Annotated in this window: 1 pseudogene; it reads left to right on the top strand. The window is 60.8% G+C overall.

Annotated elements, in window-relative coordinates:
- Positions 1-145: 145 nt before the first annotated feature.
- A pseudogene (locus NE591_RS12370) lies at positions 146-454 on the top strand (F0F1 ATP synthase subunit gamma); the annotation flags it as partial.

Raw genomic sequence — 454 nt, 5'->3', positions numbered from 1 at the left:
CGCGTCGCTGCGCGCTTCCAAGCCGGAGATCCTGCAAACGATCAACACGGAGAAGAAGCTCAGCGACGAGACCAAGGTCGCTCTGAAGGAGGCCATCGCCGCCTTCAAGCAGTCCTTCGACGCCGCAGCGTAAGGTAGGTAGACCATGCCCAACCTACACGACATCGAACGGCGAATCAAATCCGTCACCTCGACGAAGCAGATCACACGCACCATGGAAATGGTCGCGGCTGCCAAGATTCGCCGTGCTTCCGAGCGCGTGGAGAGCGCGCTCCCTTGGGCGGTCGCCATCTCAGACATGCTCATCAGCACGGCAAAGTACGCTCACTTGGATATGAGCCGCTGCTGCAGGTCCACGACGAGGTGAAGCGGGTGCTCATCGTAGCCGTCACCTCCGACCGGGGTCTCGCCGGCGGCTTCAACACCAACGTGCTTCGCTATGTGGAGAAGCTCT

The organism is Adlercreutzia sp. DFI.6.23 (assembly GCF_024462535.1).
GTDB classification, from domain to species: Bacteria; Actinomycetota; Coriobacteriia; order Coriobacteriales; family Eggerthellaceae; genus Adlercreutzia; species Adlercreutzia rubneri.
Note: the sequence above shows the minus strand (reverse complement) of the source record. Positions and strands in the feature narration are given on the sequence as shown.